General features: G+C 71.7%; 19 protein-coding genes. 9 read left to right on the top strand and 10 right to left on the bottom strand.

What is annotated here, in order from left to right; translation table 11 throughout:
- Positions 1 to 11: 11 nt before the first annotated feature.
- Both icmF and ABD810_RS40070 read right to left on the bottom strand, forming a co-directional pair.
- Complete coding sequence (icmF, locus tag ABD810_RS40075) at positions 12 to 3,224, bottom strand: fused isobutyryl-CoA mutase/GTPase IcmF (protein ID WP_344953477.1); 3,213 nt, start codon at positions 3,222 to 3,224, stop codon at positions 12 to 14.
- A gap of 87 nt (positions 3,225 to 3,311) precedes the next feature.
- Positions 3,312 to 4,637: a serine hydroxymethyltransferase gene (locus ABD810_RS40070; protein WP_344953474.1), complete on the bottom strand. Its 1,326-nt coding sequence runs from the start codon at positions 4,635 to 4,637 to the stop codon at positions 3,312 to 3,314.
- Between the two features lie 534 nt (positions 4,638 to 5,171).
- Between ABD810_RS40070 and ABD810_RS40065 the strand changes: the two genes are divergently transcribed.
- Together ABD810_RS40065 and ABD810_RS40060 are read left to right on the top strand one after the other, a co-directional pair.
- Positions 5,172 to 5,420 (top strand): DUF6400 family protein, encoded by a 249-nt coding sequence (locus ABD810_RS40065; RefSeq protein ID WP_344953471.1) that lies wholly within the window; start codon positions 5,172 to 5,174, stop codon positions 5,418 to 5,420.
- The gene (locus tag ABD810_RS40060) at positions 5,407 to 5,640 is read left to right on the top strand and encodes a hypothetical protein (RefSeq protein WP_344953468.1); all 234 of its coding nucleotides are present in this window, start codon (positions 5,407 to 5,409) and stop codon (positions 5,638 to 5,640) included. Before ABD810_RS40065 ends, ABD810_RS40060 begins: the two co-directional genes overlap by 14 nt.
- A 49-nt stretch (positions 5,641 to 5,689) precedes the next feature.
- On the opposite strand, the gene ABD810_RS40055 is transcribed toward ABD810_RS40060, so the two are convergent.
- Positions 5,690 to 6,421 carry an MOSC domain-containing protein gene (locus tag ABD810_RS40055; protein WP_344953465.1) on the bottom strand — a complete coding sequence of 244 codons (732 nt, stop codon included), beginning with the start codon at positions 6,419 to 6,421 and terminating at the stop codon, positions 5,690 to 5,692.
- A 167-nt stretch (positions 6,422 to 6,588) separates the two neighbouring features.
- Here ABD810_RS40055 and ABD810_RS40050 point away from each other — a divergent pair, with 167 nt between their 5' ends.
- Together ABD810_RS40050 and ABD810_RS40045 are read left to right on the top strand one after the other, a co-directional pair.
- Complete coding sequence (locus tag ABD810_RS40050) at positions 6,589 to 7,236, top strand: YigZ family protein (RefSeq protein WP_344953462.1); 648 nt, start codon at positions 6,589 to 6,591, stop codon at positions 7,234 to 7,236.
- Positions 7,237 to 7,269: 33 nt separating this feature from the next.
- Positions 7,270 to 9,030: a helix-turn-helix domain-containing protein gene (locus tag ABD810_RS40045; RefSeq protein WP_344953458.1), complete on the top strand. Its 1,761-nt coding sequence runs from the start codon at positions 7,270 to 7,272 to the stop codon at positions 9,028 to 9,030.
- Between the two features lie 30 nt (positions 9,031 to 9,060).
- On the opposite strand, the gene ABD810_RS40040 is transcribed toward ABD810_RS40045, so the two are convergent.
- From ABD810_RS40040 to ABD810_RS40030, 3 genes are all read right to left on the bottom strand, one after another.
- The gene (locus ABD810_RS40040; protein WP_344953455.1) at positions 9,061 to 10,068 is read right to left on the bottom strand and encodes a ketopantoate reductase family protein; all 1,008 of its coding nucleotides are present in this window, start codon (positions 10,066 to 10,068) and stop codon (positions 9,061 to 9,063) included.
- A 201-nt stretch (positions 10,069 to 10,269) separates the two neighbouring features.
- The gene (locus ABD810_RS40035) at positions 10,270 to 11,946 is read right to left on the bottom strand and encodes a sensor histidine kinase (protein WP_344953453.1); all 1,677 of its coding nucleotides are present in this window, start codon (positions 11,944 to 11,946) and stop codon (positions 10,270 to 10,272) included.
- 460 nt (positions 11,947 to 12,406) lie between these two features.
- Positions 12,407 to 12,973, bottom strand: coding sequence for a TetR/AcrR family transcriptional regulator (locus ABD810_RS40030; RefSeq protein WP_344953450.1), 567 nt, complete (start codon positions 12,971 to 12,973; stop codon positions 12,407 to 12,409).
- Positions 12,974 to 13,098: 125 nt separating this feature from the next.
- Between ABD810_RS40030 and ABD810_RS40025 the strand changes: the two genes are divergently transcribed.
- The 4 genes from ABD810_RS40025 (at position 13,099) to ABD810_RS40010 (ending at position 17,627) form a co-directional block, all read left to right on the top strand.
- Entirely contained in the window at positions 13,099 to 14,712 is a 1,614-nt protein-coding gene (locus tag ABD810_RS40025; RefSeq protein ID WP_344953447.1) for an MDR family MFS transporter, read from the top strand.
- Positions 14,713 to 14,941: 229 nt separating this feature from the next.
- Positions 14,942 to 15,874: a Ppx/GppA family phosphatase gene (locus tag ABD810_RS40020; protein WP_344953444.1), complete on the top strand. Its 933-nt coding sequence runs from the start codon at positions 14,942 to 14,944 to the stop codon at positions 15,872 to 15,874.
- A 169-nt stretch (positions 15,875 to 16,043) separates the two neighbouring features.
- The gene (locus tag ABD810_RS40015) at positions 16,044 to 16,403 is read left to right on the top strand and encodes a hypothetical protein (protein WP_344953441.1); all 360 of its coding nucleotides are present in this window, start codon (positions 16,044 to 16,046) and stop codon (positions 16,401 to 16,403) included.
- 111 nt (positions 16,404 to 16,514) lie between these two features.
- Positions 16,515 to 17,627, top strand: coding sequence for a 5-methyltetrahydropteroyltriglutamate--homocysteine S-methyltransferase (locus tag ABD810_RS40010; RefSeq protein ID WP_344953438.1), 1,113 nt, complete (start codon positions 16,515 to 16,517; stop codon positions 17,625 to 17,627).
- A gap of 50 nt (positions 17,628 to 17,677) precedes the next feature.
- Here the strand turns inward: ABD810_RS40010 and ABD810_RS40005 are convergent, their stop codons facing one another.
- From ABD810_RS40005 to ABD810_RS39990, 4 genes are all read right to left on the bottom strand, one after another.
- Positions 17,678 to 18,988, bottom strand: coding sequence for an AAA family ATPase (locus ABD810_RS40005; RefSeq protein WP_344953435.1), 1,311 nt, complete (start codon positions 18,986 to 18,988; stop codon positions 17,678 to 17,680).
- An 85-nt stretch (positions 18,989 to 19,073) separates the two neighbouring features.
- Positions 19,074 to 20,543 (bottom strand): hypothetical protein, encoded by a 1,470-nt coding sequence (locus ABD810_RS40000; protein ID WP_344953432.1) that lies wholly within the window; start codon positions 20,541 to 20,543, stop codon positions 19,074 to 19,076.
- On the bottom strand, positions 20,540 to 21,547 hold the full coding sequence (locus ABD810_RS39995; protein ID WP_344953429.1) for a hypothetical protein: 1,008 nt from the start codon (positions 21,545 to 21,547) through the stop codon (positions 20,540 to 20,542). Before ABD810_RS39995 ends, ABD810_RS40000 begins: the two co-directional genes overlap by 4 nt.
- A gap of 1,272 nt (positions 21,548 to 22,819) precedes the next feature.
- Entirely contained in the window at positions 22,820 to 24,574 is a 1,755-nt protein-coding gene (locus ABD810_RS39990) for a serine/threonine-protein kinase (RefSeq protein ID WP_344953426.1), read from the bottom strand.
- Positions 24,575 to 24,748: 174 nt separating this feature from the next.
- Here ABD810_RS39990 and ABD810_RS39985 point away from each other — a divergent pair, with 174 nt between their 5' ends.
- Entirely contained in the window at positions 24,749 to 25,360 is a 612-nt protein-coding gene (locus ABD810_RS39985) for a TetR family transcriptional regulator (RefSeq protein WP_344953423.1), read from the top strand.
- Positions 25,361 to 25,384: the final 24 nt, after the last annotated feature.

Here is a 25,384-nt window from a genome sequence, read left to right as displayed (position 1 = left end):
GCGAGCGCCGGTCAGACGTTGCGCCGGTACTGGCCGCCGGCCTCGAACAGCGTCTCGGTGATCTGCCCGAGGGAGCAGACCCGGGCGGCGTCCATCAGGGCGGAGAAGGCGTTGCGGTCGGACATCGCCGCCTCGCGCAGCCGCCGCAGCGCCTCGGGGGCCTCGGCCGCGTGCTCCCGCTGGAAGGCCTCCAGCCGCGAAAGCTGGCCGCGCTTCTCCTCCTCGGTGCCCCGGGCGAGCTCCAGCGTGCCGTGCTCCGCGCTCGCCTCGGGGTTGCGGAAGGTGTTGACCCCGATGATGGGCAGCGACCCGTCGTGCTTGCGGGTCTCGTACAGCATCGACTCGTCCTGGATGCGGCCGCGCTGGTAGCCGGTCTCCATGGCGCCGAGCACGCCGCCGCGGTCGGACAGCCGCTCGAACTCCGCCAGGACGGCCTCCTCGACCAGGTCGGTGAGGTCGTCGATGACGAACGACCCCTGCAGAGGGTTCTCGTTCGCCGCCAGGCCCCACTCCCGGTTGATGATCATCTGGATCGCCATCGCCCGGCGTACGGACTCCGGGCTCGGGGTGGTGACCGCCTCGTCGAAGGCGTTGGTGTGCAGGCTGTTGCAGTTGTCGTAGATCGCGATCAGGGCCTGCAGGGTGGTGCGGATGTCGTTGAAGTTCATCTCCTGCGCGTGCAGCGACCGCCCCGAGGTCTGGATGTGGTACTTCAGCTTCTGCGACCGCTCACCGGCTCCGTACCGGTCGCGCATGGCGATCGCCCAGACTCGGCGGGCCACCCGGCCGAGCACGCTGTACTCCGGGTCCATGCCGTTGGAGAAGAAGAACGACAGGCTCGGGGCGAAGTCGTCGACCGCCATGCCGCGTGCGAGGTAGGCCTCGACATAGGTGAAGCCGTTGGCCAGCGTGAAGGCGAGCTGGGTGATCGGATTGGCCCCGGCCTCGGCGATGTGGTAGCCGGAGATCGACACCGAGTAGAAGTTGCGCACCTTGTTGGCGATGAACCACTCCTGCACGTCCGCCATCATCCGCAGGGAGAAGTCGGTCGAGAAGATGCAGGTGTTCTGGCCCTGGTCCTCCTTGAGGATGTCGGCCTGCACCGTGCCGCGCACGGTGGCCAGCGTGGCCGCCCGCAGCGCGCGCGCCTCCTCGGCGTCCGGCTCGCGGCCGTTCTCGGCCTGGAAGCGTCCGAGGGCCTGGTCGATCGCGGTGTGCAGGAAGAACGCGAGGATGGTGGGGGCCGGCCCGTTGATGGTCATCGACACCGAGGTGTTCGGCGAGGCCAGGTCGAAGCCGTCGTACAGCGCCTTCATGTCGTCCAGCGTGGCGATGGACACACCCGAGGTGCCGACCTTGCCGTACACGTCGGGACGTACGGCGGGGTCGTTCCCGTACAGGGTCACCGAGTCGAACGCCGTCGACAGCCGTACGGCGGGCTGGCCGTCCGAGAGCATCTTGAAGCGCCGGTTCGTGCGGAACGGGTCGCCCTCGCCGGCGAACATCCGGATCGGGTCCTCGTCGGCCCGCTTGAACGGGAACACCCCCGCGGTGAAGGGGAACCTGCCGGGAAGGTTCTCCGAGCGCAGGAAGCGCAGCAGCTCGCCGTGGTCGGTGAACCTCGGCAGCGCCACGCGCGGGACGCGGCTGCCCGACAGCGAGGTGCGCCACAGCGGCGTGCGCAGTTCCTTGTCGCGCACGCTGACCACCAGCTCGTCGGCGGAGTAGGCCTTCACCGTCTCGGGCCAGCCCTCCAGCAGGGTCCGGCTGCCGGCCGACAGCTCGGCGTCGGCGCGATCGCGCAGTGCGTCGAGGGTCCCGGTGTCCCCGCCCTCGGCGGACAGCAGCTCGCGCACCTCGGCCAGTTGCTGGCGGCGGCGCGCCACCTCCGCCTGCCGCCGGGTCCGCCGGTGGTAGTCCCGTACGCTCTCCGCGATCTCGGCCAGATACCTGACCCGGGCCGGGGGGACGATGGCGGCGCCCAGGCTGGAGGTCTTGACCTCCGTCTCCGGCAGCAGCCCCGGGCTCTGCGGCAGGCCCTTGCCGCCGAGCAGCCCGCGCAGCCGGTGGTACAGCGCGGTGACGCCGTCGTCGTTGAACCGCGCGGCGACCGTGCCGTAGACCGGCATCTCCTCCGGAGAGGTCCCGAAGGCCTCGCGGTTGCGCACGATCTGGCGCCTGACGTCGCGCAGCGCGTCCTCGGCGCCGCGCCGGTCGAACTTGTTGATCGCGACCACGTCGGCGAAGTCGAGCATGTCGATCTTTTCGAGCTGGGAGCTCGCGCCGAACTCAGGCGTCATGACATACAGCGATATGTCGCTGAATGGCACGATGGCGGCGTCGCCCTGCCCGATGCCGGGGGTCTCGACGATCACCAGGTCGTTCCCGGCGGCCCGGCAGACGGCGATCACGTCGTCGAGATGCTCGGGAAGCTCGTGCGACCCGCGGGTGGCCAGCGAGCGGAAGAAGACGTCGCCGCCGAGGCTGTTCATGCGGATGCGGTCGCCGAGCAGGGCGCCGCCGCCCCTGCGCCGGGTCGGATCCACCGCGATCACCGCGACGCGGAGCTTGTCCTCGTAGTCGATGCGCAGCCGGCGGATCAGCTCGTCGGTGAGCGATGACTTGCCCGAGCCGCCGGTGCCGGTGATGCCCAGCACCGGGACGTGGCGTCCCGCCGCGGCCGCGCGCAGCGCGTCGAGGTAAGGCCGCCCCGCCCGCCCCGCCTCGACGAAGGTGATCGCCCTGGCCACCGCCCTCTGGTCGCCGCCGGGCACGGCGGGCGGCTCGGCGCACTCGGTCAGGTCGACGTCGCACGCCTCGATGACCGTGTTGATCATCCCGGCGAGGCCCAGGCGCTGGCCGTCCTCGGGCGAGAAGATCTTCGCCACTCCGTGGCGCTCCAGGGCGGCGATCTCCTCGGGGACGATGACCCCGCCGCCGCCCCCGTAGACCTTGACGTGCCCGGCGCCCCGCTCGCGCAGCCGGTCGACCAGGTAGGTGAAGAACTCGACGTGACCGCCCTGGTAGGAGCTGATCGCCACGCCCTGCGCGTCCTCCTGGACGGCGGCGGTGACGATCTCGTCCACCGACCGGTCGTGGCCCAGGTGGATCACCTCCGCGCCCTGGGTCTGCAGGATCCTGCGCATGATGTTGATCGCGGCGTCGTGTCCGTCGAAGAGGGCGGCCGCGGTCACGACTCGCACGGGATTGGCAGGTACGTGCACCGGGGCTCCTTGGGCAAGTTACTAGGACGTCCTACTAAATTCTAGGACGTCCTAGTAACGAAGGGGAACCCGGACCGGTTTCCCGGTTCAGCGGGGGCCGGTGACCGACCCGCGCAGGGCGGTGGCCGCGGGAAGCACCCGCGCCGGATCCTCGCCCTTGATCAGCAACCGGGCCATGAGCTCCGCCACGGTCTCCATGTGGCCGGGAGCCAGGCCCCGGCGGGTGATCTCCTGGGTGCCGATCCGCAGGCCGCGCATCGGCTCGCCGGGCGGCTGGCCTGGCAGGCCGATCCCGCTGAGGTAGACGCCCCCGGCCGCCAGCGCACGGGCCGCCTCGTCGCCGCCGCCGAACGCCCCGGCGTCCACCGCGACGTGATGGGACACCGTCCAGCCCAGATCGGCCGCCGCCACGGAGAAGCCCGCCGCCTGAAGCGCCGAGGCCAGAGCCCTGGCGTTGGCCATGCAGGCGTCGGCGTAGGCCGGGCCGGTCTCGGCGAGCTCGGCGGCGGTGACGGCCAGCGGAGCGAGCCGGGCGGCGTCGTAGTTCGCCGTCAGCCCGGGGTAGGCGGCGGCCGAGACCCGCTCCGCCAGCGCCTCCTCCCGGGTCACGATGGCCGCGCCCGGAGGGCCGCCGAACGACTTGTAGGTCGACATCGTCAGGATGTGGGCGCCGTCCGCGAGCGGGCGCTGGAACCGGCGCCCGGCGATCAGCCCGGCCACATGCGAGGCGTCGTAGATGAGCGTCGCGGCGACCTCGTCACAGGCGGCCCGTACGGCCGCGACGTCGTGCGGGAACAGCATGAGGCTGGCGCCGATCACCACGATGGCTGGGCGTTCGCGGTCGAGGAACCCCGGCAGGCGTGCGTGGTCGATGGTGAACCGGTCCGCGTCGTACGGCAGGTCGGCCACCCGCAGCCCCCGGATCCCCGCCGCGCCCTGGGCATGGTGGCTGGCGTGCCCGCCCGCCGCCTCCGGCAGCACCGCGATGGTGTCACCGGGGCGGGCGAAGGCGGTGTAGCAGGCGAGGTTGGCCAGCGTCGCGCTCTGCAGCCGCACCTCGGCGAACCGGCCCTCCATCAGCGAGGCCATCCGCAGCGGCGCGACGGTCTCCAGCACGTCGAGGTGTTCCAGCCCGGCCTGGAACTTCTCGCCCGGCCAGCCCATCGACGGCCGGCTGGACACGGTGGCCTCGTGCACGGCCAGCGCGCGCGGGCTCATCGTGTTGGTGCCCGCGTACAGGACGATGCCCTCCTCGTCGAAGGCACGGCGGTGTTCGCCGAGGGCGCGGGTCACGGTCCGTACGACCTCGGCGGCGTCCTGCCCGGCGAGCAGGGACTCCAGCTCCACCAGGCGCCGCTGGGCACGGGACGAGGCCCAGGGGGCGACGCGGCTGCGACCTTCCAGGATGACCACTCCGTTCGAGGAAAGCTTCCTACCAGGACCTCCCCGACCGTACGACCGGCCACCACCCCCCGGCCACCGACAACCGGAGGGGATCCGGATCGCACCTTCCTACATCTGTAGGAAGACTCCGGGACCGCCGAGGCGGTCGCCGGCGGTCGGGGTGGTGGCCCGCCGTCGCCGGGGGTCGCGGGCTGTCGGGACGGTCGCTGCGGTGGCGGGGGTGTGGTGACCACCTGCCAGCGACTGTCCTGGTGACCGCTTCCGAGTGACCACCCCGGCGACCGGGTGGCCGGTGGTCGGCGTGAGGATTGTCACCGTGCTGACCACCTAACTCTTTACAAATGCGACATATGGTATGGAAACGGGCAAATAGTGTCCGTGTAGGGCCTCCGACCTGGCCCTGCGTGATCACCAGGTGGCTCGACCCGGCCCTTCGCCCTCCAACGCCGGCCCCTCCAGCCCCGGCCTTTCCGCCCCGCGGAAGGGTTCGCGAGCACCCGCAGATCACACCGTCCTGTTCACCGTTCTACGGGAAGTCACGCCATGAGCCACGACAGCGGTCGCGCGCACATCGTCTTCGAGATGGACCTCTCCCTCCATGAGACACGCAGGCGGGCCGAGGTGGTCGCCGCGCTGGGCCCGGACTGGGACCCCCTGGCGGTCATGCGAGCCGAGGAGGAGGCGTACGACCTGCTCTACTCCGGCCTGGACGAGCGCCAGCGGGAGACCTACGACATGCTCGTCGCAGCCGGCGTGCTGCCCCGGCGAGGGGCGGGCCGTGCTTCCGATTGACCCCCATGCCGACATCGCCCGCCGCGCCTGGATCCCCTGCCCGCAGTGCCGTGACGACAGGGACTGCCTGGACTGCGGCTCGGGCCGCAACTGCGGGGACCACTGGCGTTACCTGCTGAGCGCCACCGGCAGCGTCCTTCATGTGCAGTGCCCCGGGTGTGCCCACCTGTGGAACCACGAGACCCACTTCGGAGCGGGCGGCAGACCACATTTCCACTGAGGCACAGTCCGTCCCCGGTCGCTACCTGAGGCTGAGGCCGTCCCGGCCGTTAGATGTCGATCGAGGTGGGATCCCCGGTGTGGACGACGCCGGGGTGGACCACCCGCATGATCAGGCCGAACTTGTTGTCGTGTTCGGTGAGGATGTGCTTCTGCAGCTCGGGCCAGCGCTCGCGCCCGTACAGATCCCAGCTCGGCACCGCACAGCGGATGGCCGGGCCCGCGTGGTCACCCGTCACCGCAAGGACCGCCTCGCCGACGGTGAGAGTGACCTCACCCTCGGCGGACTGCTCGGCGAACGCGGGAGCGTCCAGATCGACGTGGACGTTGGGGCGGAAGCGCAGCACGTCGACCTCGGCCCCCAGCTCCTCCTCGAGAGCGCGACGCGACGCCTCGAAGGTGACCAGGACCGTCGGCCCACGATCTTGCTGGCCCTCGCCCGCGCGCAGCGACAGCGGGATGCCGTACGCCTCGGCCAGCGCGGACGGAAGGTCCGGATCGTCCCAGGCCCATGCCGCCCCTCCGGGGGAATACAGCACGGGAGGCCCGGGTGGCTCGGGTGAGCCGTCGCACGTGGCGGGATATGCCGCTTCCCATGAGAGCATCCGCGGCACCTGGCGCACGGTCAGCCGCCTGCCCGAATGGGCGGGACGCTCGTCGACCAGGGAATACGCCCGATCGCCCGCCATACCTCGGTGGTCGAGGCGGGCAGTGGCGACCCGCTCCCCGCGCAGCGACTTCACGGGCCACCGGTAGAGACCATCGACCTTCCCCCGGTACATACCTCGATCTTAGGCCGTCACCGGACCCCTGTCGGCATGGCCGGGCGCCGAGTTCACCGACCGCGTCTCCGACAGTGGCCTTCTGCACATGTACAGCTCGCGCGTACCGGTCGTGCTCGTGGGTTCGGCTTGCGCGTACCGGTCGTGCCCGTGGATAGCCTGTCCGCATGGCCGAGCCGTACCTGACCGTCAGCGGATATACCGAGCAGGAGACCGAGGTCAGGCGGTCCCGGTTCATCTGCGCGCTGGCGCCCGTCACCGGCGAGGGGCAGGCGGCCGAGTTCGTGGCCGCGCGCAGAAAGGCACACCACGCGGCCCGGCACACCTGCTCGGCGTACGTCGTCGGCGGCGACCGCAGGGTCCAGCGGGCGGACGACGACGGTGAGCCGTCCGGCACTGCGGGCGTCCCCATGCTGGAGGTGCTGAACAGACGAGGGTTCGCCGACACGATCGCGGTGGTCACCCGCTACTTCGGCGGCATCCTGCTCGGGGCGGGAGGCCTCGCTCGGGCGTACGGCGGAGCGGTGGCCGAGGCCCTCGACGCGGCCGGGATCGTGACCATGGTCCCGGCCCGCATCATGACCGTGCTCATCGGCCACGCCCACGCCGGACGGCTGGAGAACGACCTGCACGCCTCCGATCACACCGTACGGGACATCTCCTACGGCGCGGACGTGGTCATCGAGGTCGGTGTCGGCCTCGATCGAGTGGACGAGTTCACCTCCTGGCTGGCGGGCGCCACCGCAGGCCAGGCCATCGTCTCACCGGGCCCACTGGTGTACGTCCCGACCCGGCGAACCGGCCACGGCGCTTGAAAGCGCCGATTCTGGCTGCGTTAGCATGCGCGCATGGTCACCGGCGACGTCCAGGAGGTGCTCGAAGCGCTGGCCGCGGCCGTGGGACGTGGTGTTTCGATCGACGATCCGGACGGCCGGGTCATCGCGCACAGCGCCCACGATGGCCGGACCGACCCCGTACGGGCGCGGGCGATCCTGTCCCGCTCGGTACCGGCCGAGGTAGGCGAGTGGCAGCGGGCCCACGGCGTCGGCGCGTCGACCGGCCCGGTGCGCGTGCCCGCCAATCCCGAGCTCGCGATGGAGCCACGGCTGTGCGTGCCGCTTCTCCATCGCGGCCGGCGGCTGGGATACCTCTGGGTCATCGAGGGGGAGCGGCCGCTGACACCGGCCGAGATCGGGCTGGTCGTACGAGATGCCGTGACGGTGGCCGCGCTGCTGGACGACAGCGGGCTCCCGGGCCGTACCGGCCGCGGGCGGCCGCTGGTACGCCGCCTGCTCACCGGAGACCCCGAGACACGGCGCGAGGCCGCCGCCGAGTTGCTCGCCCGCGGACTCCTCACCTACGGGAGCCCGTATCGCGTGATCGTCGCCCATCTCACGCCCACCGCCCCAGCCCGGCAGGGCAGCGTGCCGACCAGCCCCTCATCGACGGGCGGCGTATCGACCGGCCCGGCACCGATGGGCGAGCCGACCTCTCCCGCACCGACCGCCCCCGCGCGCCCAGGCGGCGTGCCGCCCGGCCCCACGTCGACGGGCGGGCCGACCGCTCCCATCCCGACCGTTCCCGCGACGACCGGCTCCGCAGGGACCGGCTCCGCACCAACCGGCCGCACGCGGCGGGCCAGTGTGCCGACCGGGCTTCCTGCCTGGACCGGACCCGCTCCTCCTGGGACTGCTCCTTCCGCCGGGGTCGGTTTCCCGGCCGATGGGGTGGCGGGAACCGGGGCGGACTTCCGGCGTCTGATCGGGGGCGAGCTTCGTGGGCTACGCTCACCCGCGGCGTACTCCCTCATCGACGGGCTGGCCGTCGTGCTGACCTCCGAGGGCTCCACGGGCGGACCGCGGGAGCACGGGGGTGCCAGAGGGGCGGACCTGTGGCCCGGTGTCGTGCCGGAGACGTTCCCGACCGGCTCGGCGGTTGGCGTCAGCGGGGCACACACGAGCCTGGTGACCGCGCCGGAGGCGTACCGCGAGGCGTTGGCCGCGTCCAGGGCGGCGGCGGTGGATCCAGTGCTCGGCCCGGTCGCGGTGTGGCCGCGGATCGGCGTCTACCGGTTCTTCGGCCTTTCCAGCGGGCGAGCACCTGATGCGCAACCGAATCCGCGCACGGTTCCCGGAGAGTCGCTCGCAGTGCCCCAGGGTTCGGCCACGCCGCTTGGGCCTGCGCTCGCACTACCCCAGGGTCCGGTCACGCTACCTGGGGATCCGCTCGTACTGCCCCGGGATTCGGTCGCGCCGCCTGGGGATCCGCTCGCACTACCCCGGGATTCGGCCACGCTGCCCGGGGATCCGCTCGCACTACCCCGGGCTACGGTCACGTCGCCCGGGGATCCGCTCGCAGTGCCCGGGGATCCGCTCGTGCTGCTCAGGGAGGCGGACCCGCGGGGAGTGCTGCGGGAGACCTTGGAGGCCTACCTCGACTCCGGAGGCGACGCGCAGGGGACCGCCGAGGCGGCTCACCTGCATCGCACGAGCCTTTACTACCGCTTGCGCCGCATCGAGGAGATCACCGGCCGAGATCTTCGTGACGGCCGCGCCCGGCTGGAACTCCACCTCGCGCTCAAACTCGCCCGCTGGTACGCCTCCGGATGATGTCTCCAGCAAGTGGGCTCGCTGGGAGGGTCACCCTCGGGAGGCGGCTTCCTCCTCGATGAGCTTGAGGAGCATGGGCACCGTCATGGACCCCGGGGCGCGGTGCTCGCGGGCGAAATCGTTGGCGAGGCGGCGCACCGTCTCGTTGGCCGGTGTCGGCACTCCGTGCAGGCGTCCGAGCAGGATGATCTCGCCGTTGAGGTAGTCCGCCTCGATCGACCCGCTGCCCTTGGCCAGGCTCTGCCAGGAGGATCCGCCGGGCCGGTCGATCCCGGCGATCGGCACTTCACTTACCTGATCACCACGGGTCCTGGACTCCTCTTCGGGGGAGGTGTACGCGATCCCGGCGGCCCGCAGCACGGACCTGCCCTCCTCGAGGAGGCGTTCCATGATCGGCCCCATCCCGGAGGCCGGGCCGCAGAGTGCCTGGGGGGCGTTGCCGAGGTTGCTGAGGAGCTTGCCGTACTTCCAGCGCATGACGTCCGGCACGACAGGAGAGACGAACCTGCTGCCGCCCAGGTCGGCCCCGATCCGCTCGACGGTCTGGTCGGTGCCTTCTGGATAGCGGCCGACGGTCAGCATCCCTGACATCGGCGCGCCGTGGGCCACCACCGTCCCCGGTTCGAGGTGCAGCGCCGGCAGCCAGACGCACATGCCGTACACCCGCCGGAACACGCGCAGCGCGAGGCGCTCGTTCTCCACGGCGTTCTGCGCGCAGACCAGGGGGAGCAGATCGGACGCAGTGCCGCCGCCGGCCACGGGGCGCGGGGCCCACGTGTGCAGGATCGCGGCGGTGTCCTGGCTCTTGACGGCGAGTACCAGGATGTCGTCCGTGCGGAGATCCAGCTCCTCAGGGCCGGCCACGGCGGGGATGGGGAGGGTGGTGGTGCCCTCGGGAGAGATCAGCCGCAGACCGCCCTCGCGAAGCGCGTCAAGGTGGGAACCGCGCGCGACGAGCACGACATCGTGCCCGCTCTCGGCGAGCCGCCCACCGATGGTCCCGCCGATGGCGCCCGCACCGATGATGATGTAACGCATTATGTGATCCTCGCATGATCGCGGCCGGGCCAGGCAAGCAGCGACCGTACCGGGCGGGCGGGGCCGAGAACGGGCGGGCGCGGGGCCGGGGGCTCAGTCCCCGGAGGAGCCCGTCGAGGCGGTGTCCGGCGTGGTGGCGTCCGGGTGGCTGTCGGACGGGTACGCGGTGGGCGGTACGAGGGCGGGTGTGGGGTCGGAGGGTTAGTCCTTGGAGGAGCTCGTTGAGGCGGTATCCGTCAAGGCGGTGTTGCCTGAGGGCGTGATCGGTGAGGTGCTGTGCGGTGCGGTGGCGTATTTGTGAGTTTCGTGCTGTTCGGCGTCGAGGGCGGGGAGGGTGAAGATGAACCGGGTGCCCTCCCTGCGATGGAGGTCGAGGTGGATCTCTCCGCCGTGGTACTCGACGATCTTCTTGCAGAGGGCGAGCCCGATGCCCGTGCCGTCGTAATCCTGGCGGTTGTGCAGCCGCTGGAAGATCACGAAGATCTTCTCGGCGAAGCGTGGTTCGACGCCGATCCCGTTGTCAGAGACCGATATCTCCCAGAAGTCCCCCGCCCGGGCCGCGCTGATCCGGACCTCGGGGACGCGGTCGGGGGAGCGGAACTTCACGGCGTTTCCGATGAGGTTCTGCCAGAGCATGCACAGCAGGTTCGCGTCGCCGAGGACCTCGGGCAGCTCGGGACGGATGACGACGGCGCCGGTCTCCTCCGTCAGCGTCTCCAGGTTGGCGAGAGCGCGGTCCAGCGGCTGGTCCAGCGGCACGGCCTCGTGTTCGCTGTTCATGCGGCCCACCCGTGAGAACGCCAGCAGCTCGCTGATCAGCGACTGCATCCGCTTGGCGCCGTCCACCGCGAAGGAGATGTACTCGTTGGCCCGCTCGTCGAGCTGGTCGGCATAGCGGCGCTGCAGCAGCTGGCAGAACGCGGTGACCTTGCGCACCGGCTCTTGGAGGTCGTGTGAGGCGACGTAGGCGAACTGCTCCAGCTCGGCGTTGGACCTGCGCAGCTCGACCGTCTGCTCGTTGAGCAGCTGGGCCTGCTCCTGCAGGCGCTGCTCGGTGTCCCGGGAGATCGCGAGCTCGGCGGAGATGCGCCGCCTGATTGCGTCGACGTCGGCGGCGAGCATCGTGATGTCGCTCGGCCCTCTGATGTCGATGGAGTGGTCGAAGTCACCGTCCGCGACCCGCCGCGACGCCGCCCCCAGCCGGTCGAGAGGACGCAGCACGGCGTAGCGGAGCAGCATGGCCACGGAGATCAGCGTGAGGACGCACATGCCGAGGATGGTCCCGAACAGCGTGTTGCGCCACAGGCGTGCCTGCCGGAGCTCCGCGTCGGCGACGGCGCGGGTCCGCGCCAGATTGCCCGCCTGCTCGGCCAGCGCGGCACGGATCCGTTCGAAGGAAACCCGGCCGGCCTCCACCTGGGCGGGCGTGACCATGCCGGGACCCTGTCCCGCGACGACGTCGAGGATTTGGCGGACGTACCCGGTGCGCCAGGCCTCGGCGCGCACCTCGACCTCGTCGAGGTCGGCGAGCAGCGGACTGCGTGCGAAGGACGTGCGCAGGGCCGTGACGGCGGCCCGCTCCTGGGCGACACCCCGCTCGAAGCCGGCGAGGAACTCCTGCCGTCCGCTGAGGACGTAGCCGTGGATGCCGGCCTCCTGGTCGAGCAGGGCGCTCCGCAGCCGCTCGAAAGAAAGGAAGCCGGGGGTGATGTGCAAGGTCAGCTCGTCGGTGGCCTGGGTGGTGCGGCCCAGCGCCCAGCTGCCGAGCCCGGCGGACACGGTCAGCAGCAGACCGAGGATGGCCAGGGTGCCGGCGAACCATGAGCGCGTGCTCAGTCGTGGCCACCTCGCCGCTCGGCCGTAGCCGGAGATGCTCACCCGTGACCCTCCTTCGACGATGAATTCCCAGCCAGCCGACCTTACCCACATCCCGGCAGGGTCGATATCCGGCCGGTACGGTCCCCGTGCGTCCCGCGGTCCGGAGACCGGTACGGTCCCCGTGCGTCCCGCGGTCCGGAGACCGGTACGGTCCCCGTGCGTCCCGCGGTCCGGAGACCGGTACGGTCCCCGTGCGTCCCGCGGTCCGGAGACCGGTATGGCCCGGGGGCGTTCCGCGGTCCGGAGACCGGTATGTGTTCAATCGCGCGCGTGTATCCGGCGACGCCGACCCCGCCGGCCTCGACGAGATCGTCGATGTCTTCCTCAACGGAGCGGTGAAGTAGCCCGTCCCTTCTCGGCGGGCCCGGCCTTCTGCCGACCCGGCCCCGGAGCGCGGTGGTGGGCCGGTGCGGGATGAGGGGCGCCGCGGGGTGGGGCGGGAGTGGTACGGGACGGGTGGTCAGCCGTCGGTGGGCTTTGGTTCGATGAGCTCAAGGGCGACCTCCAGGGCCGCGTCCTTGCGCTCCTGGTCGCTGAGGTCATCGTCCTTGAGCAGGAACCAGCTGGCGTGCAACGTGAAGATCGCCATCGAGGCCCTGAGGCGCTGCGCGGTGGAGTCCTCCTCGTCCCAAAGGACCCCGACGAGGCTGGTCATGAGATTGCGCATCCTCTCGACCTTGGGGTGGTCGCGCAGGGCCGTCTGGTTGCGCTCCAGGAACCTCATGTACTCGTGGTTGCGGCTGCCGTAGAGGTCATCGGCGTAGCGCCGCACGAACTCCCGCCTCGTCTCGATCGTACGAGGCTGGTCCTGGCTCCACTTGATCAGGCGCTCCGCCGCGGCCCGCCGGTCCTCGGTCAGGCTGGCGATGATGTCGTCCTTGGTCCTGAAGTGGTAATACAGCGCGGCCTTGGTCACCCCGACGGCTTCGGCGATCTCCCGTAGTGAGGTCGCCTCGTAGCCCTGCTCGGTGAAGAGCTTCAAGGCGATCTCCTGGATACGCGTTCGTGTGTCGGTGTGTTCCCTCATGGCTCCTCAGTCGCTCCCGGGATCCCTAGCCAACTTGACGGCCGACAAGTAAGGAATCTACCTTGTCAGTATAATCACTAGCCGGTCGGCAAGTAAGTAATGCTCGTTCAAGGGGGATCCAAACAATGACGGAGACCGCGGCCGAGCCTGTGCCAGGTCGTCGGCGGGAGGTCATGGTCGTTCTGCCGGGGCTGATGCTGGCGATGATCCTGGCCATGCTGGACAACATGATCGTCGGCACCGCCATGCCGCGCATCGTCGGTGAGCTGGGGGGCCTGGCGCACCTGTCGTGGGTGGTCACGGCGTACGTCCTTGGGACCACGGTGTCGACGCCGATCTGGGGCAAGATCGGCGACCTGTACGGCCGTAAGACGATCTTCCTCGCGTCGATCGCCATCTTCATGGTCGGCTCGGTGCTGTGCGGCATGGCGGGCTCCGACCTGTTCGGCGGCCCGTCCGGGGGCATGGGCGAGCTCATCGCCTTCCGTGCCGTCCAGGGCCTCGGGGCCGGCGGCCTGATGGTCAACGCCATGGCGATCATCGGCGACCTGGTGCCGCCGCGCGAGCGTGGCCGCTACCAGGGCATCATGGCCGCGATGATGTCGCTCGCCATGATCGCGGGCCCGCTGGTCGGCGGCTTCATCACCGACCACCTGAACTGGCGCTGGGCCTTCTACGTCAACCTGCCCATCGGCGCCGTGGCGTTCGTCCTGCTGGTCTTCAGGCTGCACCTGCCGAAGTACCGCACCGAGCACCGCATCGACTGGCTGGGCGCCGGCCTGCTGGCCGTGGGCATCACCGCGCTCGTGCTCATCACCACCTGGGGCGGCAGCCAGTACGCGTGGGGCTCCTGGCAGATCCTCGCCCTCGCGGCGCTCGCCGTCGTCACCCTGGTGATCTTCGTTTTCGTGGAGCGCCGGGTCGCCGAGCCGATCATGCCGCTGCATGTGTTCGCCGATCGCAACTTCACGCTGATCTCGCTGATCGGCTTCCTGCTCGGCTTCGCGATGTTCGGCGTGATCAACTTCCTGCCGCTGTTCCAGCAGACCGTCCAGGGCGCCTCCGCGACCAACTCCGGCCTTCTGCTGCTTCCGATGATGGCGGCGGCCATGGTGGTCTCGCTCTTCGTCGGGCAGGCGATCACCAGGACCGGCAAGTACAAGATCTTCCCCATCGCCGGCGGCGCGCTCATGGCGTTCGCCACGTGGCTGCTGTCCCTCCAGGACGTCCACACCGCCCCCTGGGTGACCGGCGTGTACATCGCGGTCCTTGGCCTCGGCATGGGCGGGCTCATGCAGACCACGATGCTGATCGCCCAGAACAGCGTCGAGCAGAAGGACCTCGGCGTGGCCAGCAGCGCCTCCACGTTCTTCCGGTCCATCGGCGGGTCGTTCGGCGTGTCCCTCTTCGGGGCGATCTTCAACAACCGGCTCACGTCCGAGCTCACCGAGAAGCTCGGCCCGCAGGGCGCGCGGGTGGCCGAGGGGGGCTCCGGCAGCCTGGACCCCGCGTCCCTGTCCCGGCTGCCCGCGCAGGTGCGGACCGGCCTGCTGGAGTCGCTGGCGTCGTCCATCTCCAGCGTGTTCTTCTGGGCCATCTTCTTCGCCGTCCTGGTGCCGCTGCTCGCGGCCTTCATCAAGGAGATCCCGCTGCGCGGCGCCATCGAGGCCCCCGCCGGCTCCTCCGGGCCCGGCGGCAGCCCCGCCAAGGAGACGGCGGCCGTCGGCGCCGCCGACTGACGCGCCGCATCTCTTCGCCACGCCGGGCCGTGACCACCATCGTGGTCACGGACCGGCGTGGCCCGCTGATCGGCACCGCCCGTCAGGCGAGGGCTTCGCCGATGGCGCGGGCGACGCAGCAGGACGCTGCCCAGATTCCCCCGCCTCACCGGCCGCCGCATGAGTAGTCCCTACTCAAGCCGGTACCCGCGGCTCATTTCCGGTGATTCTCAGGTAGTAGCGTCTGCACATGCGACTTGGCGTCCTCGACATCGGTTCCAACACTGTCCACCTTCTGGTGGTGGACGCCCACAGGGGCGCTCAGCCGCTGCCGGCGTACTCGCACAAGGTCGAGCTGCGGCTGGCCGAGCACCTGCACGACGGCGACAAGCTGTCCCCCGAAGGGGAGCGTGAGCTGCGGCGGTTCACCGAGGAATCCCTGCGCATCGCCGAGGACAAGGGCGTGGAGGACGTCATGGCCTTCGCGACCTCGGCGGTGCGGGAGGCCGTCAACGGCGAGGAGGTCCTCGCCCGTCTGCGCTCCGCCACCGACGTGGACGTCCAGGTGCTCTCCGGTCAGGAGGAGGCGCGGCTGACGTTCCTCGCGGTGCGGCGCTGGTTCGGCTGGTCGTCCGGGCGGCTGCTGGTGCTGGACATCGGCGGCGGCTCCCTGGAGATCGCCTCGGGCATCGAGGAGGCGCCCGACGTGGCGATCTCGCTGCCCCTGGGCGCCGGGCGGATGACCCGCCAGTGGTTCACCGCCGACCCGCCCCCCGCCAAGGAGGTGCGGAACATGCGTCGGCAGGTGCGCGCCGAGATCGGCAGGGTGGTCGGTGATGTGGTGAAGTACGGCCGTGCGGACCACATGGTGGCCACCTCCAAGACGTTCCGGCAGCTCGCCCGCATCGCGGGCGCCGCTCCGTCGAGTGAGGGGTCGTACGTCAAGCGGGTGCTGAGCCACGAGGACGTGTCCCAGTGGGCCGGACGCCTGGCCACGATGAGCAACGCCGAGCGCGCCGAGCTGCCCGGTGTGTCCGCGGGCCGGGCGCCGCAGCTTCTGGCGGGGGCGGTCCTGGCCGACGCCACGATGGACCTGTTCGGCATCCGCGAGCTGGAGATCTGCCCGTGGGCCCTGCGCGAGGGCGTCATCCTGCGCCGCCTGGACGCGATGTCGGGCACGTGAGCCGGCTCGGGGAGCGTACCCGACCACATTGATCCCTTCGCACCCGTTGGTGGCGAATGCACCGCGCGTATGCAGGAGAATCAGTACTTTCAGCTGCTCATGGATAAGTGTGAGCACGCCTTTCCGGGGCACGTGTCCCACCGCGACTAACAGAAGAGGAGGATGGGCGATGATGGCGCTCATCGGCACGGCCTACACGCTGCTGGCCGTTCTGATGCTCACGGGACTCGCCCTGATACTGGTCGCGGTGATGACGCTGATCTGCCTGGCGCTGCTGGCCTCGACCACGAGTCCCGAGCCCGAGTTCGGTGCGGCCGAGGAGCCGCGGGACGCCTGGGCGACCGCCGGTCTGCGATGGAACGACCCGGTGAGGGCGGGCCGCGGGAGACGCCGACGGGCCAGGGCGGCGGCGGCCCGCGAAGAACGCCGCGCGGTGACGGTTACCCGGCGGGAGAGCCGCGCGACGGCCGGCCAGTGGGAAGGCCGCGCCGCGGTCATCAGGGGCGAGCGACAACCCGGCGTGTCCTGACGCCCTCCCCCTCCCGGGATCGGGACGACCGGCGGTGCCGCTCCGCCGATAGGGCGAAATCAGCCAAAAGCTGATAGGACGTAAGTCGTACCGATCTTCTGGAGGATCGCCATGCGGCTCAAGCCCCCGTTCCGCGCCGACCACGTCGGCAGCCTGCTCCGTCCCCCCGCGCTGCTCGAGGCCCGTGAGAGCTTCGCCGCCGGCACCCTGCCCGCCGAGCGGTTGAGAGAGATCGAGGACGACGCGATCCGCGAGGTGGTGCGCGCCCAGGAGGAGGTGGGCCTGCGATCCGCGACCGACGGCGAGTTCCGCCGGGCGTCGTGGCACATGGACTTCATCTACCGGCTCGGCGGCATCGGCCAGGCGGACGAGCGCATCAACGTACGCTTCCGCAACGAGGAGGGCGTCATCGAGTTCGCCCCCGCGGCGATGCGCGTGCACGATCGCGTGACCCTCGACGAGACGATCTTCGGTGCGGACTTCGCCTTCCTGCGCGACCAGGTGACCACCACCACGCCGAAGCTCACCATCCCCTCGCCGAACATGGTGCACTACCGGGGCGGCCGGGCGTCCATCGATCCGGGCCTCTACCCCGACATGGAGCAGTTCTGGAGCGACCTCAGCGCGGCCTACGCCGAGGAGGTGCGGCGGCTGGCCGAGCTCGGGTGCACCTACCTGCAGTTCGACGACACCAGCCTCGCCTACCTCAACGACCCGGGTCAGCGCGCCGAGATCGCCGACCGCGGTGACGACGCCGAGCACCTGCACCTGCGGTACATCAAGCAGATCAACGACGCCCTGGCGAACAAGCCCGAAGGGCTGTCGGTGACCACGCACATGTGCCGGGGCAACTTCCGCTCCTCCTGGGTCGCCTCGGGCGGCTACGACTTCGTGGCCGAGGCCCTGTTCGGCGAGCTGGCCGTGGACGGGTTCTTCCTGGAGTTCGACGACGAGCGCTCCGGCGGGTTCGAGCCGCTGCGCTTCGTGCCCAAGGGCAAGGCGGTGGTCCTCGGCCTGGTCACCACCAAGCGCGGGACGCTCGAATCCAAGGACGACCTCAAGCGGCGGGTCGACGCGGCCGCCAAATATGTGGACATCGACCAGCTGTGCCTGTCGCCGCAGTGCGGCTTCTCCTCCACCGTCGAGGGCAACTCGCTCACGCGGGAGGAGCAGTTCGCCAAGCTCCGCCTGATCGTCGAGACCGCCGAGGAGATCTGGGGCTGAGCGCGCGCCTGCACGCCCTGGTCAGCGGAGCGCGCGCCTGCACGCCCTGGTCAGCGGAGCGGAGCCGCCTGGACGCTGTGCTTGGCGAGGTGGGCCAGCACGGCCTGGTTGGCCTCCCAGCCGTCGGGGAACTTCACCGGCACGTTGAGCTGCACGGTGTCGGCGGACGGATGGGCGTCGAGCAGTTCGGGGATCCCGGCGCGGGCGACGACGACGCAGGCGTGCCGGTGCCGTGAGGTGAGCACGCACAGCCGTCCCGACTCCAGGTGGAAGGCGGTGGCGTCCCTGCGCCCCGACAGCGGGTGCAGGATGATCGTGACGTCGTACTCCCGGCCCTGGAGGCGGTTGGCGGTGTCCACGGTCACCCCCTCCGGCAGCCCGGCGGCCTGGATCGCCGCCACCTGGTCGCGATGCGCCGCGCCGATCGCGATGCGGTCGGGGGAGACCGGCTGCTCGCCGCGCTCGGAGAGCGCGACGGGCGCGCGTTGCAGCAGCCGCGCGGCCAGCACCGCCACCGCCTGGACGGCCTCGGCGTCGGTGCGCACCGTGTGCCGGCTCGGAAGCTCGTACAGCGCCCAGCCGGACTCGGCCGCCTCCTCCAGCGCGCGATCGTAGGCCGTGCGCATCCCGCCCGCCGAGAACTCCAGGCGCCGCTCCCCGGGCCCGGTGCCCGACTTGAACCCGGTGAAGGGATAGAACGCCTCAGAGACGACGGGTGCGGCCGAGGCGGGCAGCCTCCAGGAGACCGGGAGCCGGTGGACCGGCAGGTCGGGGTTGTGGCGCAGCAGCACGGCCACCGCGCTCTGGAGCGGATCCCACGAAAGGCCCGCCCAGCGGTCGCCGTCCACGATCGAGAAGGGGTCGAGCTGCCCGGGGTCGCCGACGAACAGCGCCCGTTCGAACAACCCCGCGATGCGCAGCAGCTTGTCCGAGCGCATCTGGTAGGCCTCGTCCACGATCGCCCACGGCCATTTGCGGTCGCCGACCCAGGCCCACTTGTCGGCGGTGGCGACAACCACGGCCGGGTCCCCCAGATCGGGCAGCTTGGTGCCGATGGCGGCCTTGCCGGCGATCCGGTGCGGCACGGTGTAGTCGGCGGCGGAGAGCCGGCCGATGGGCAGATCGGGATGCTCGGCCGCCAGCCGCACGATCAGGTCGTCCACCTGCTCGTTGGTCTGAGCGATGATCATCAGTGGTTCGCCGGTCGCGGCCAGGTGCCCGGCCGCCCGCACCACCAGGGTGGACTTGCCGGCCCCCGGGGGCGAGTCGACGACCACGCCCCGATGCCGGGGCAGGTCGGCGAGCACGGCGTCCACCACGCCCGCCGCCTCCGCGGCGGGGGACACGGCCTCCCCGGTCATGGCCCGCACCGCCCGCCCCGGCCCGGGCCCCGCATAGGGCCCGGGCCCCGCATAGGGCGCGGGCCGGGGGCACGACCTGGCGAGATCATGACCACTCCTCCTCGGGTTCCTCGTCGGCGGGGACGTACTCCACCGGGGGACCGCCGTGCGTCCACGGGGTGTCCTCGGGAGCGGGCAGGCCGGGCGGTGGCTGGAACTCCTCAGTGAGCGAGGCGTACGACACGCGTTCGCCGACCTCGGGCACGGCGCCGGGCGTGGCGGTCCTGCCGCGGCCCATCCCCTTGACGATCTTCAGCGTGACGTGCTCACCGGCGATCTCGACCACCTCGGCCTGCTGGCCGCGCCGCTCGGGCGTGCCGAGCCGGGTGCCCGGCGCCAGCCGTACGGGGTCGGAGGTGCGCACGGTGAGCAGCGGCCGGAGCTTGCGCCCCCTGCCCTCGCCCTCGGTGCGATCGGGCTCGGTGGCCAGGACCGTTCCGGTGAAGGCCTCGCCGGTCAGGCGGTATCCCGCCATGACCAAGGGGTCGTCGTAGGCGCGCTGGGCGTCGTAGGAGGCCTGCGCACGTTCCATGCGCGCCAGCCGCGAGGCGGCGCCGACCGCGCCGTCCCGCTTCGGCTGGGGCGGACCGCCCTCGGCGAGCTGTGCGGCGAAGTTGGTGAAGGACGCCCGGTCGCCCTCCCAGCGCGCCGCGGTGCCGGGCCCGGCGGGCAGGGCGCCGAGCAGGCCGATGGCCCGCCACATCAGCCGCCAGGTCGGTTCGAGCTGGGAGCGCACCGCCTCCCCGACCCGGGCGGCCGCGTGCTCGGTGAGCGTGTCCTCGTACGCCCGGATGGCCGGCGCGAGGACCTCGGTGTCGAAGCCCGGGTCGGTGGCCGGTCCGGCGGGCGTCCAGAGCAGGGGATCCTCCGCCTCCCTGGCGGCGGCGGCTCCGGTCATGCCCGGCGGCGGGTCGATCCAGCTCACCAGGGACGCCAGATTCGCGTCCTCCAGCATGCTCTGCCCGGTGGCCCAGTGCAGGGACAGCGCCTCGGTCGCGGCGAGCAGCATCGCGGAACCGGGGTACTGCGCCCGCTGGGCGAGGAAGGTCAGCCAGCGGCCGAGCACCGGCACCGACGGATGGACGGCGTACGGGCCCTCGGCGCGGCGGAACCGGGTCGAGCGCCCGAGCATGTGGACGAACGCCACAGAGCCGCGGTTGGGGACGATGAGCTGCGGGGCGTCGACGCAGCGCTCGTAGGGCTCGCTGCCACGCCGCTCGACCGTCTCCGTCGCCTTCTGCAGCCCTTCGACGTAGGGAAGGATGACCTCGGCGAGCTCGGCGGTGAAGGCGAACCGCAGGTCACGGTCGCGCGGCTGGGGCACCACGAGCAGGCGGGGGTGGCGGGGATCGGTGCCGGCCATGGCCGCCAGCGGCGCGGCGGCCTCGCCCGCCAGCCGGAGCGGGATGAACACCATGGGCCGCTCGGACAGGTGGCAGTGGCGCACCGTCGCCAGCCGCTGGGCCCTGCCCGTCTGGAGGGCGCGCAGGCGCGCCAGGGCGGCCAGCGTGCTCACGACACCTCCGCGTAGATGCGGTCGGCCAGGCGGAGCAGGCGGGCGATCTCCTCCTGGCCCTCGGCCGGGGTGAGGGACCCGTCGGCGAGGCCCAGCGCCTCGGACACGGTGGCCACCCCGCCGAGCGCGTCGCGGACCTGCCGGCCCAGCAGGTCGGTGGAGCCCCCGGCCGCCGCCTCGTCCCGGCAGAAGAAGCACAGGTCGCACGTCGACAGGCAGTCGGGCGCGTACCGGGCGTCGACCCCGCGCACCGCCTCACGCAGCTCCGTCACCGGGCGGGTCGCCACCCCGTCGGCGTCCGGCGCCAGGTCGAAGGTGAGATCGGGCTCGAGGGCGTCCACGATGGCGCCGACCCGGGTCATGCGGGCGAGCTGCCTGCGCAGGACGGCGAGCTCCCTGCGCACGTCCACCAGCGTCGCGGTCGGCCGGTTCGCGAAGTTCTCCGGGCACACCAGCACGACGTCATGGGACACCCGCCGCGGATCGTGGCCGAGCTCCTCCATGAGGTTCCTCAGCGCCAGCACGTACACGGCGGCCTGGCGGGCGGCCGCGGCGACCTTCTCCGGCTCGGCCTGCCCGTCGACGATGGCGAACGACTTGATCTCCACGATGTGGAACCGCTCGCCCAGCCGGAAGGCGACGACATCGGGCTCCAGGTAGGAGGTGTGCCCGGCGATGTCCAGCCGCAGCAGCGGATGGTCGTAGAGCGTTCCGGCGTCGCCGCGGTCGCAGGCCGCCCGCTCGATCAGCTTCCGGGTGTGGGAGTGGCGAAGGTGCGCCGAGGGGTTCCCGCCGATGTCGCCGAGGTCGGTGTAAGCCGCGAGCGGGATCGGCAGGCCGAGGATCTCGCGCAGCAACCTCAGCAACTCGGCGCAGCCGCTCTCCTTGACCAGCGACTCGAAGGCGTTGCCCCGGGTGATGGCGAACGGCGATTGGCCGAAGGGCGCGGGAAAGCCGAGATGGGTCGCGGTGGCGTCCTTGTCGATGCCGGCGGCGTCCAGCACGGCGCGGCGCGCGCATCCGGGGTTGGCCGCCAGGGCGGCGATGGCCCGCGCGTCGTGGGGGCGCGGCGGCACCGCGCCGCGTAGCCGGTCGAGTCGGTCCACCTCAGGCCTCTCTCTCGGCCGTGCCCGAGCACACCCGGCTCGGTACGGCTCCCGCCCCGGGCTCGCGTGCCGGCCCCGGCGCGGCTTCCCGCGCGGGACCTCCATGGACCGGGCTCAGCACGACGCCTCTTTCCGGGCCAGGCCAGCACCGCGCCGCCGAACAGGCGCTCGGTGTCACGGAGCCGGTCTCGGGCGCGATCGGCGATCTCCGCACGGGCGGTGGCGTCGGCGCGGGCATGGACCTCCAGCTCCGCCTGGGCCGCCCGCACCACTACGGCGGGATCCGGCACGGCGAAGCCCGCGCCGAACCCGCGGTCGTGCGGGCCCTGGCCCGCACCCGCACTTCGCGGGGAGCGATCGTCGAGGTCATGCGTGGCGTAGGCCCGGGTCTCCGGTGCGGCTCCGGGGATGTTCTGCGCGAACCGCGACAGCAGCCGCTGCGCGCTGGGCGGCGCCTGCTCGCCGGTCTCGGCCTGCCGGATGATGTGCTCGGCCACGCGGATGGCGGTGGTCAGGAAGTCGACGCGCGGGCTCAGCGGGCCGATGACCCGCCGTTCCAGCGGCCAGGTGCTGACCGCCAGCAGCCCCCGGGAGGCCGAGAGGCGATCGGTGAGCGCGGCGCACAGGTAGTAGGGCCGGGCGAACGGCGAGGTGCGGAAGGAACGCTCCTCGTCCCTGCGCAGGCTCGTGAGCTGGGTGCCCTTGAGCGATCCGGCACGCAGGGCCTCGTGGACCGCCACGATCATCTTGGCGGCGGCGGGCACGCCGAGCAGGGTGAGCGCCTGGTGGACCTGCTCGCGGACCGGGAGCAGGGAGCCGGGCGAAGGATCCGGCTCGTCGTGCTCCCGCGCCGGCTCGTGCGCGGCCAGCGCCTGGTCCCACGCCTGCTCGGCCCTTCTGAGCTCGGCGCGCAGCGACCGGGCGAGGACGGTCTCGCGGGCTCGCACGGCCTGCCGGATCCGTCCACGGAGCGCGGTGATGCGCTCCTCGAGATCGTCCAGCGAATCACTCACGCCCGGAGCGTACCAATGGTTCCCATGAGTTCCAGGAATTTCCCTGGTTCCCTCGGCGTGTCGCGGTCCGTGCGGCGAGGGAGGGCCGGATCAGCCGGGGGGGCCGGGCCGGGCCGACCGGGGGGCCGGACCGGATCAGCCGGGGGCCGGGCTGGGATCAGTTCAAGGGCCTGAAGTAGGTGCCGGGCCGGTCCTGGCCGATCACGCCGCCCACGCAGCGGTAGATCCGGACCCCTTCCTTGAAGGCCTCCGGGCTGGGCGGCAGCACCGACATCATCCACTTGCTGGGGGCGATGGCCCTTGCCGCATCGGACCTCGACTGGATCAGGACCGGCATCGAGCAGAGCTTCTTCACCACCGGGTGCGCCTCGAGGTCGTTCAGGTCGTAGGTGATGGTGTCCACGGGCAGCGGGGCCACGGCGAACGTCTCCCAGGAGTGGGTCTCCTCACAGCCGCGCCTCTTGACCGTCACCGACCCGGAGATCGAGACGATGCCGCCCCAGCACTCGGCCTCCTTCCCGCAGGCGGCGTTCGCGCCGGCGACCTCCGCCGCCGGGCAGTTCACCGTGGTGGTCGCGACCTGCCCGGCGGGGACGTCGGGCACGGCGGCGGACGGTGCGGCGGACACCGGCCCGGCGTCGGCTTCCTTCACGTCCGGCTGCTCGGTCACGGTGGTGATCAACGGGGTGCGGCCCTCGCTCAGCATGATCACGGTCCCGACCGTCAGCAGCAGGGCGAACACGCCCGCCACCGCCACGAACAGCCCCGCCTGAGGGGGCCGCGTGACCTCCGCGGCACGCGCGCCGGGCCCCGTCGGGACCGGCTGCCCGCCCCGAACGCCGTGCCCGGCCCGCCGCTCGGGCGACGGCCCCGACGACCTGGACGGCCCGGCAGGTCCGCTGAGCCTGGACGGTCCGGTGGCCCTGGACGGCATGGGGGGCGTGGATGGCATGGCGGGCGTGGATGGCATGGCGGGCGTGGACGGCATGGCGGGCGTGGACGGCATGGCGGGCGTGGACGGCCCGGTATGCCGGGACGGCCTGGCGGAACCGGGGGCGGGGGAACCGGGCTCGGTGGAACCGGAGAGGGCGGAGGCGGGGACCGCCGAGAGCGCGTCCCTCAGGGCGGCGGCGGAGGGGATGCGCCGGGCCGGGTCGGTGGCCATGGCGGCGCGGAGGACGGCGGTCAGCTCCGGCCGCACTCCGGGGATCTCGGGGATCGGCCGCCGGTGCATCGCCATGATCATGGCGATGTTGACCACCCCGCCCTCGGGGAATCGCGGGGGCCTGCCGTTGAGCAGGGCGTACAGCGTGGCGGCCAGCGAGTACACGTCGCCGGCGGGGCTCGGCTCGGCGAGCTCGAAGGCCTCGGGCGGGCCGAACGCCGGGGTGAGCGACTCGCGCGTCACCGACATCTCCGCCTCCGCCTGCGCGGTCGTGGCCAGGCCGAAGTCCGACAGGGCCACCATGCCGTAGCCGTTGACGAGGATGTTGGCCGGCTTGACGTCGCGGTGCAGCACGCCCGCCGCGTGGGCCGCCGCCAGGGCGTCGGCGATGCGCACGCCGATGTCCCTGACCTCGCGCGGGCTCAGCCGGCCCTCGGCGCGCAGGCGGTCGGCCAGCGAGCCGCCCGGGCACAGCTCCAGGACGATGTACGGCCTGCCGTCGCCCAGCACGCCGGCGTCGTAGACGTCGGCCACGTGCGGATGGCCCGACAGGGCGCCCGCCGAGCTGACCTCGCGCATGAACCGCCGGCGGTCACGCTCGGAGACGAGCACGCGGTTGTCGATCTTGAGCGCCACCTCGCGGCGGACGGCGAGCTGCCGGGCGCGGTACACCACGCCGAAGCCGCCCTGCCCGAGGATCCCGAGCACCTCGTAGCCCGCCATCTCAGGGGCCCCAGGCTCGGCCACCTTCCACCTCCGTCGCGTCTCGCGACCGGCACACTACCGGAACAGCTATGCCGGTATTTCCGCATAGATCATAGTTTTGCGGTGATCGCGCCTCCTGGGGGAAGAGGCCGCTCACCGGGGATCGCGATCCGGCGACAGCGGTACGTGACGGCGAAGTGCCCCTATGCTTTCCCCATGGCGACCGTGGCGGGGAACGCCGGGCGAGATCCGGACCGGCGGCGGGCGCTTCTCGACGCGGCCGACCGGGTCATCCGGCGCGAGGGCCCGCAGGCCTCGATGGTGTCCATCGCCGCCGAGGCGGGCATCACCAAGCCCATCCTCTACCGGCACTTCGGCGACAAGAGCGGCCTCTACCAGGCACTGGCCGATCGGCACATCCGCAGGTTGATCAAACAACTGCGGCCGGAGTTCGCCAAGTCCCGCAGCGACCTTCGCTCCCGGGCCGAGGCCACGATCGGCACCTACCTCGAGATGATCTCGGCGAACCTCAACCTCTACCGCTTCCTGTTCCACCGCGCCGGCGCCGAGGACAGCCGCACACACTCCCACATGGCCGCCATCGTGCGCAGCCTGGGCGAGGAGCTCGGCGCGGTCATCGCCATGGACGGCACCGTGGGCGACCCGGTGCGCGCGCAGATCCTCGGTCACGCGTTCGTCGGCATGGTGCAGACCACGGGCGACTGGTGGCTGGAGCACCACGAGGTCGACCGGCGGCAGGTGGTCGAGGGCCTCGCCGACGTGATCGTCGCCGCGATGGCGGGCACCTCCGCCGCCCGCCGGGGCTGAGTCCTCGCGCCGCCGGCGCGGGGC

The organism is Sphaerisporangium flaviroseum, assembly GCF_039537005.1.
GTDB lineage: Bacteria > Actinomycetota > Actinomycetes > Streptosporangiales > Streptosporangiaceae > Sphaerisporangium > Sphaerisporangium flaviroseum.
This window is presented reverse-complemented; position numbering and strand designations above follow the sequence as displayed.

Bases quoted from the DNA above. Each gene is read 5' to 3' on its own strand.
- ABD810_RS40030 (WP_344953450.1), bottom strand. From the start codon at position 12,973: ATGAGGGAACACACCGACACACGAACGCGTATCCAGGAGATCGCCTTG.
- ABD810_RS40055 (WP_344953465.1), bottom strand. From the start codon at position 6,421: ATGTACCGGGGGAAGGTCGATGGTCTCTACCGGTGGCCCGTGAAGTCG.
- ABD810_RS40065 (WP_344953471.1), top strand. From the start codon at position 5,172: ATGAGCCACGACAGCGGTCGCGCGCACATCGTCTTCGAGATGGACCTC.
- ABD810_RS40050 (WP_344953462.1), top strand. From the start codon at position 6,589: ATGGCCGAGCCGTACCTGACCGTCAGCGGATATACCGAGCAGGAGACC.
- ABD810_RS40020 (WP_344953444.1), top strand. From the start codon at position 14,942: ATGCGACTTGGCGTCCTCGACATCGGTTCCAACACTGTCCACCTTCTG.
- ABD810_RS40025 (WP_344953447.1), top strand. From the start codon at position 13,099: ATGACGGAGACCGCGGCCGAGCCTGTGCCAGGTCGTCGGCGGGAGGTC.
- ABD810_RS40040 (WP_344953455.1), bottom strand. From the start codon at position 10,068: ATGCGTTACATCATCATCGGTGCGGGCGCCATCGGCGGGACCATCGGT.
- ABD810_RS39985 (WP_344953423.1), top strand. From the start codon at position 24,749: ATGGCGACCGTGGCGGGGAACGCCGGGCGAGATCCGGACCGGCGGCGG.
- ABD810_RS40045 (WP_344953458.1), top strand. From the start codon at position 7,270: ATGGTCACCGGCGACGTCCAGGAGGTGCTCGAAGCGCTGGCCGCGGCC.
- ABD810_RS40005 (WP_344953435.1), bottom strand. From the start codon at position 18,988: ATGACCGGGGAGGCCGTGTCCCCCGCCGCGGAGGCGGCGGGCGTGGTG.
- ABD810_RS40010 (WP_344953438.1), top strand. From the start codon at position 16,515: ATGCGGCTCAAGCCCCCGTTCCGCGCCGACCACGTCGGCAGCCTGCTC.
- ABD810_RS40015 (WP_344953441.1), top strand. From the start codon at position 16,044: ATGATGGCGCTCATCGGCACGGCCTACACGCTGCTGGCCGTTCTGATG.